We start from the raw sequence: 7,200 nt of genomic DNA on the forward strand, positions 1-7,200 counted from the left end.
TTCCATAATATTTTTTACTTTTACAGTAGGTATTTCACTACCACCTCTTCCTTTAACATTTTCTATAATCATAGATATAGAAAGTTTTCCTTCATCTGTATCTACACATGCAAACCATCCATTTTCATTTGCGTTTGTATCATCTTTATCTTTTTTTAATTCAGCTGTACCTGTTTTACCAGCTATATTTATTCCCTCAATTTTAGCTGAATTTCCAGTTCCTTTAGGATCATTTATTACATCTGAAAAGCAGTCTTTAAGTATATCTATATATTCTGCTTGTATAGCTTGTTTGTATACCTTAGGCTCTGATGATTTTGTTATATCTAGCTTTGGCATCATTATCTTACCATCATTTCCTAAGCTTGAATATATCATAGTCATATTTAAAGGAGTGGTTAAAACTTCTCCTTGTCCATATCCTGTTGCTGCCAATAATGATTTGTTATCCAAATTTCCACTATTAGATATTTGTGATTTCTCTATAGGATATCCAAATTTAATATCTTCTCCAATTCCAAACTTTTTAGCTCCGTTGACAAAATCTTTTCCACCTATATTAAGTGCTGCTTTTGCAAAATATATATTGTCAGAATATATTGTTGCATCTTTTAAATTTACTGGCTTTCCTGGATCTGTAACTCTAGTAACATCATATTCGTCCCAAGTCTTACCTTTTATATCCACAGCTTCATATGGATCTATTTTTTTATCTTCAAGACCTATAGTAGCAGTTACTAACTTCATTGTTGACCCAGGTGAGTATGCAGTTTTAAATCTTCTCTGTAATTGAGCGTTATTATCAGCTTCCCATTTTGCCTTTTCACTCTTTGTTATGTATGTCATATAGCTATTTGGATCAAATGAAGGTGAACTTACCATTGCCAAAACCTCACCAGTTTTTGGGTTTGTAGCTACACTTGCTCCTTTTTCATCTTTCATTTCTTCATATACTTTTTTTTGTAAATCAAGATCTATTGACAGTTTTATATCTTCTCCATTTTTTGCCTTCTTCTCAACTAAAACTTCCTTTTTCCCATCCGGAGTTAATATGTATACACAGCCTCCATCTTCTGCTCTTAACTTATCTTCATATACTTCTTCTATTCCACCTATACCTATTTTACTATTTTCGTTATAGCCTTTATTCTTATTGTTTTTTAATTGCTCTTGATTAATATTTCCAGTGTACCCAATCAAACTACCTATAGCTTCTCCTCCATTGTACACTCTAGCATTTTTAGTTGTTATTATTTGAACTCCAGGTATTTGAAGTAACCTTTCTATTTTCTCATTATCTGACTCTAACAAACTCACTATATCCACAGCATGGTCTGGATTTGTATTTGAATTTATTTTTTTTTCAATATAGCTAGGACTTATATCCAATATATTGGCCATATCACTAATTTTATTACTTTCACTTCCATCTTTAAATTTCTTTAAATCTAATTGTACTTGTTTTAGTTGTCCCTCACCTGCAATTAAATTGCCATTTCTATCATAGATACTACCTCTTTTTCCCTTGTAAGAGTCAGTATCTATTCCTACTTTGTCTTCTTTTTTTAAATCAGGTAATATTAATCCATAGTCCCAATTAACTTTATACCCTTTACCTTCCTTAATCATATCTATTTTAATTTTAGATGAGTCTAGCTTTCCACCAACTGTATCCATACTAACATTTAAATAAGCATCTTTACCTTCTTCTAATTCTTGATCTGATTTAGAAATTTTAATATTTTTAGCTTTTATACGAGTATATATATCTGTATATGTTTGTACAAAATCCTCTTTACTTATATTTTTTTGAGATTTTTCTGAAAGCATAGTATACATTTTTTCAAAATCTTGGCTTTGCCAAGATTTATTATAATCATCAATTGCACTTTCAATTTTTGATTTTGAACTACACCCCACAATAAATATTATTCCTACCATAATTATTAAACTTATAGTTATTAATTTAAATTTCTTCAATGTTTTTCCCCCGTTCTTTTGAATTGTCATATCTTGCATTTAATATTATGCCCAAACTTAAGTATACCCTAAATAGCAAAAAATAAGCACTTATTAATAAGTGCTTATTTTACTAAACTAATATAGTTTCTTCTTGTTCATCTTCTTTGTCGCTATCTTCATCATTGTATATAATACTTATTATTTTGCCACTTATAGTAACTGCTATTAATGAAAACACTATTTGTCTAAAATCTAAATAAACTAATGACAAAAATAAAACTATACCATCACTTATCAAATATATATGATTAACTTTCAGTGGTGTAAATTTATTGCCTATAAGTGCTATTACATCATCGCCACCCGATGCTCCACCACCTCTTACAACAAGACCTACTCCTATTCCCACTCCTATTCCCGCTAGTATACTTGCTAAAAGCATATTATGTTCAAGGTTTGGGACTAAAAATCCAATACTCTCAAATATATTATACATAGTTGAAAATGTAAATGTTGAAAGTATTGAGTACAGTAAAAATTTTTTACCAAAAAATTTTGTTCCTAATGCAAATAAAGATAAATCAATAACTAAACTAGTTAAAGATGGAGATATATCAAAAACATTTTTGATTAGTAATAATAATCCTAAAACCCCACCTTCTGTAACACTATTTTGGTAATTAAAGTTGTAACTTCCAAATGCCAATATTGTAGCTCCTATAATAATAGTTGCTACTTTTTTTAACTCTGACCGCAAAATATCACTCCTGTTAAATTTTTTAAGTTCCCTTTATTTAATTATATATATTTATTGAATATAATTCACTGATTTTTTTGAAATTGTTATTAAATTCATAAAAAATTCTCCTCTTTGAACAACTACATGTTATCATATATCACTGTTCAAAAACTAAGATATTAAAATAAAAAAGAAAAAGACTTAACATAATACAATTATAAAGTCTTTTTCTTTTTTATTTTTCTTTTTTTAACTTTTCTTTTTTTACTTCTACTCAATTCAGCAGATGTTACAGCTTCTATAGTTTGCTCTGTTTCTTCTGCTAATACTACATCTTCATCTTCTTGAGTTCCAGCTAGATTTACAGGTAATAGACCTCTCTTAGTTCGTATTAAAGATAAATCAGCTGATATTTGACCTAAAAATACTATAAAGAGAGTTAAATCCTCATCATTTAATTCTTCACCTATAGCATAAGCTAAAGTAGATGATAAAATAACATAATCTGCATATGTATATCTAGATAACCCTAAACCTTTTTTCTTATTAGTACAATCAGACTTTTGTTTAATATTATCACTAGTATTATTTGTTGTTACTTTACTTTGATTTCTTGTCATAAATCACCTCTTTGAAAGTAACTTTATAATACTATAAATATGCATAATTTATTAATTTTATTATTTAATTATTACTTAGTTTTTACTTTACTTAGCTAATATCTCTACTCCATCCTCTGTTACTAAAATCATATGTTCCCATTGAGCTGATAAAGACCCATCATCAGTATATGCAGTCCACTCATTATCAGCATCTATGTATAAATCATATCCACCTTCATTTATCATAGGTTCTATAGTAAATATCATTCCAGGAGCTAATACCATTCCTTCTCCTTTTGATCCATAGTGGAACACAAATGGATCTTCGTGGAAACTTAATCCAATACCATGACCACCAAAGTCCCTAACAACTGAGTATCCATTTTTTTCAGCATGCTGTTGGATAGCAAACCCTATATCTCCAATATTCCCCCATGGCTTTACAGCCTCAATTCCTTTTTCTAAACATTCTTTTGTAACTTCAACTAATTTCTTAGCTTTTTCACTCACATTTCCAATCATAAACATTCTTGATGCATCTGAAAAATATCCATTGTATATAGTTGATACATCTACATTTATTATATCTCCATCTTTTAATACAACATCTTCACTAGGTATCCCATGGCAAATTTCAGAATTTATAGATGTACAAACACTTTTTGGAAAACCTCCATATCCTAGAGGAGCTGGAATAGCACCTTGAGATACTGTATATTCATGTACTATTTTATTTATATCTTCAGTAGTCATACCTGCTTTAATTTTTTCTCCTACTAAATCTAATACTTCGTTATTTATTCTTGCGCTTTCTTTTATTTTTTCTATTTGATCTTTATTTTTTATAATATCATGTGTTGGAACTTCATTTCCTGCTCTTTTTAAATCTTCTAGTTTAATATCAAATTCCATGTGACATTTTTTATATTTTTTGCCACTTTTGCACCAACACTCATCATTTCTATTTAAATTCATTAAATCATCTCCTTACTTATTCTATATTAAATTATACTACGTCATGTTAATAAATGCTAATAAATTTAAAAAAGAGACCTCCATATAGCTTTACCAAACTAACTATGGAATATCTCTTTTTACTATCATTTATAAAATTTTTATTATATCAGGTTTTATATTTATTTCAGCTTTGTTTTTTTCTTTGTAATAATCTTTATATATTATAGCTATAGTGCATACAATACAAGAAAATGTTATTTCATACAATAAACTAGGTTGATTTATTGCTATAGACATATAAAATCCAATTAATAATCCTAATAAAGCAAATAATATAGGCTGAATATACAATATATAAATTAATTTAAAAGATATTATGTTATTAAACTCTATGCAAACACATTGACCTGACTTAGCACCTATATAATTATTTGCAGTTATTATATTATCTTTATTTCCTTGATAATTTATAATATTTAAGTGTTTTTTGCTAGGTTCAAGTTTCACTTTAGCACTATTTTCATTTGAGTATACAACTGTTCCTATTCTCTGCTTTTTCATAAAAACTCCCCCATTTTCTACCTAGTGCTTTTCATTTATTATAATTTATGATTTATTAGCCTATGTTGTTACTTAATAAAAAAAAATAGCGTATAAAATACGCTATTTTTTTATTTTTCTTTTAAAATCACTTTATTAACTAAAAGTATTAAAAGAGGTATAATTATATATAACATTGTTGTTGCTGCTGAAACTACACCTGAGTCATTTACAAGAAATGTTATTACAGCTCCTGCTCCAATTGATATTAAAGCTTTTTTTATGTAGCTATCTTTGCTCATAATATCTTTAAATTCTTTTTTGCAAGAAATTTTACTTATTATTAATCCTGCAATTCCTATATATATTATATATACCCATGAACTAGTTTGCATAAGTTTCATATTCATAGAAATTTTTCTTCCAAAAGTCTCTATTATAGCTGCTGGTCCGTCAACTAATATTTGGTTAATAAACAGTGCTAAATGCGATTCTGATCCACTAATCATATCTATAGCCGCAAATCCGAAAACTACAAGTCCAACTGCAATAAACACAAATATAATTTTTCTAATATCTAATTTTATATTAAATACAAGCAGTGTAAATAATATTAATGCTAGTGTTGCAGATATAGCAGATCCTACATTCGCTCCCATTGTTGGAGTTGAGCTTATAAACACAATTACAACAGATATGATCGGAACAAATATTTTTTTTAATTTTTTATCCATTATTAAAACAGTCATAGCTACTATTGAAGATCCTATTACAATCCCTTCGTATTCATTTCCTATGCCATAGTACCTTGCACCTACTATTGGATTGTATGACATTACACTATTTTGCATTAAATATGTCCCCAACACAGCATCAATTAAAATAACTAAAATAGTTAATGTTGCATAAAATCCTATTTGCTTAAAATCTGTTTTAAATACTAACTTTCCTATGCCATAAATAATTATCCCCATTAAACCTATGGATGTATATATACCTATCTTAGAATTTAAATTTAAAATAGGTCCCAGTAAAAATGCTGCTGGCATTATTATTCCAAACTTGTTCAACTCTTTAAATACATAAAATACTTTATCTATTTTCATTGAAAGTTTATTTTTTATTTTCTTTCTAAAAGTTAATAACATAATAGTTAAAATCAGTATTATAGATACAAAGTTTACAAAAAACTGAATTATCCCACTTCTCACACTAGCCATATTTACAATTTTTGAGTATTCACTCCTTATAAAATCTACATTTTTATCATTTTTTATATTTTCTAATTTTCTGCCTACCATTTTTTCTGATGTCAAATTGTAGTCTGAAAGTATACTTGCTCCAATATCTGAATTTCCTATTATTCCGTCTCTTCTAGTTGTTGCTGATGTTAATAATCCTTTACTATTTCCGTCGAATTTAATAACAGGCGATAACCTTCTTTGATTTTTATAGTCTATATCTTTTGGAAATGCACTTATTATATATACTTTATCATTTTCTCCAATAAGTTTAAAAACTTCTTTTAGATATGAATCTATATTTTTATGTATTTGTTCTTCCATATCTTGATAAGTTTTTTCATTCAAATACTTTTTATATAAATCTAATCTATATGTATCCCCTAATTCTACAAACAATGTATCACTTTCATTGTAATACTTTTTTGTTTCCCTTTTTAGCTTTTCATAATCTGTACTTATACCAAAAGGCATCTTATCATCTTTTATATCTATATTGTCTACATTACCGCTAGCTACTCTACCATAGTTATCCATTGCCATTGCAGCAATATTTCTATTTAATTCCTCTGGTTTTGTTCCTATATCAGCATTTCCTAGCACAGATACTCTTAATTTATTATCACTTAGGGCTTGCCCTAATTCCCCTAATGTAGATCCATATTTACCTTTCTCTAAATTGTCATTTATAGATAAATTAATATTAACATCATTTATACCTTTTGCCTTTTTTCCTGTAGCACTTTCATAAATTACACTGTTGTCTTTATCCATATTTTTAAATCCTGAAAAATCGGTATTATATGTATTTACTCTTCCTCCAGCTCCAATACTTGCATAAGCTCTATTGTCATCTGTACCTTGATCTCCTCTTATATTCATCAATCCAATATACCCACGATTTTCTAATTCTTTTTTTATAGTAGATATTTCTAAAAAGTCAGAGAAATTACTTCTATTCAAATTTATAACAATAGTTTTATGTTTACTATCAGCAAATATATTAGTAGGGATAATACATGCTAACATAATAATCATTGAAAATAATTTTTTTATTTTACAATTCAATCTTTTCACCTCCAAAATATTTAATTTAATTATAAAGTATATTTTGCCTTTAAACTATAATATTCTTTAAATAATTTTTTATAATATGTTA

The 7,200-nt window shown here is 27.5% G+C and carries 6 protein-coding genes; all 6 read right to left on the reverse strand.

The features are described 5' to 3' along the window. Positions 1-1,980: penicillin-binding transpeptidase domain-containing protein (locus VN21_RS07930; protein WP_046821772.1), on the reverse strand; the 1,980-nt coding region annotated here is incomplete at its 3' end. A 112-nt stretch (positions 1,981-2,092) separates the two neighbouring features. Beyond that, positions 2,093-2,719: a YitT family protein gene (locus VN21_RS07935; protein ID WP_226896659.1), complete on the reverse strand. Its 627-nt coding sequence runs from the start codon at positions 2,717-2,719 to the stop codon at positions 2,093-2,095. Between the two features lie 197 nt (positions 2,720-2,916). After that, positions 2,917-3,321: a hypothetical protein gene (locus tag VN21_RS07940; RefSeq protein ID WP_046821774.1), complete on the reverse strand. Its 405-nt coding sequence runs from the start codon at positions 3,319-3,321 to the stop codon at positions 2,917-2,919. Between the two features lie 87 nt (positions 3,322-3,408). Further along, the gene (locus VN21_RS07945; RefSeq protein WP_046821775.1) at positions 3,409-4,278 is read right to left on the reverse strand and encodes a methionyl aminopeptidase; all 870 of its coding nucleotides are present in this window, start codon (positions 4,276-4,278) and stop codon (positions 3,409-3,411) included. Positions 4,279-4,407: 129 nt separating this feature from the next. After that, positions 4,408-4,821 carry a SoxR reducing system RseC family protein gene (locus tag VN21_RS07950; protein WP_046821776.1) on the reverse strand — a complete coding sequence of 138 codons (414 nt, stop codon included), beginning with the start codon at positions 4,819-4,821 and terminating at the stop codon, positions 4,408-4,410. A 110-nt stretch (positions 4,822-4,931) separates the two neighbouring features. Further along, positions 4,932-7,109 (reverse strand): hypothetical protein, encoded by a 2,178-nt coding sequence (locus tag VN21_RS07955; RefSeq protein WP_226896681.1) that lies wholly within the window; start codon positions 7,107-7,109, stop codon positions 4,932-4,934. Positions 7,110-7,200 lie beyond the last annotated feature (91 nt).

This window comes from Paraclostridium benzoelyticum (genome assembly GCF_001006285.1).
Classification (GTDB): domain Bacteria; phylum Bacillota; class Clostridia; order Peptostreptococcales; family Peptostreptococcaceae; genus Paraclostridium; species Paraclostridium benzoelyticum.

Bases quoted from the DNA above. Each gene is read 5' to 3' on its own strand.
- VN21_RS07945 (WP_046821775.1), bottom strand. From the start codon at position 4,278: ATGAATTTAAATAGAAATGATGAGTGTTGGTGCAAAAGTGGCAAAAAA.
- VN21_RS07940 (WP_046821774.1), bottom strand. From the start codon at position 3,321: ATGACAAGAAATCAAAGTAAAGTAACAACAAATAATACTAGTGATAAT.
- VN21_RS07950 (WP_046821776.1), bottom strand. From the start codon at position 4,821: ATGAAAAAGCAGAGAATAGGAACAGTTGTATACTCAAATGAAAATAGT.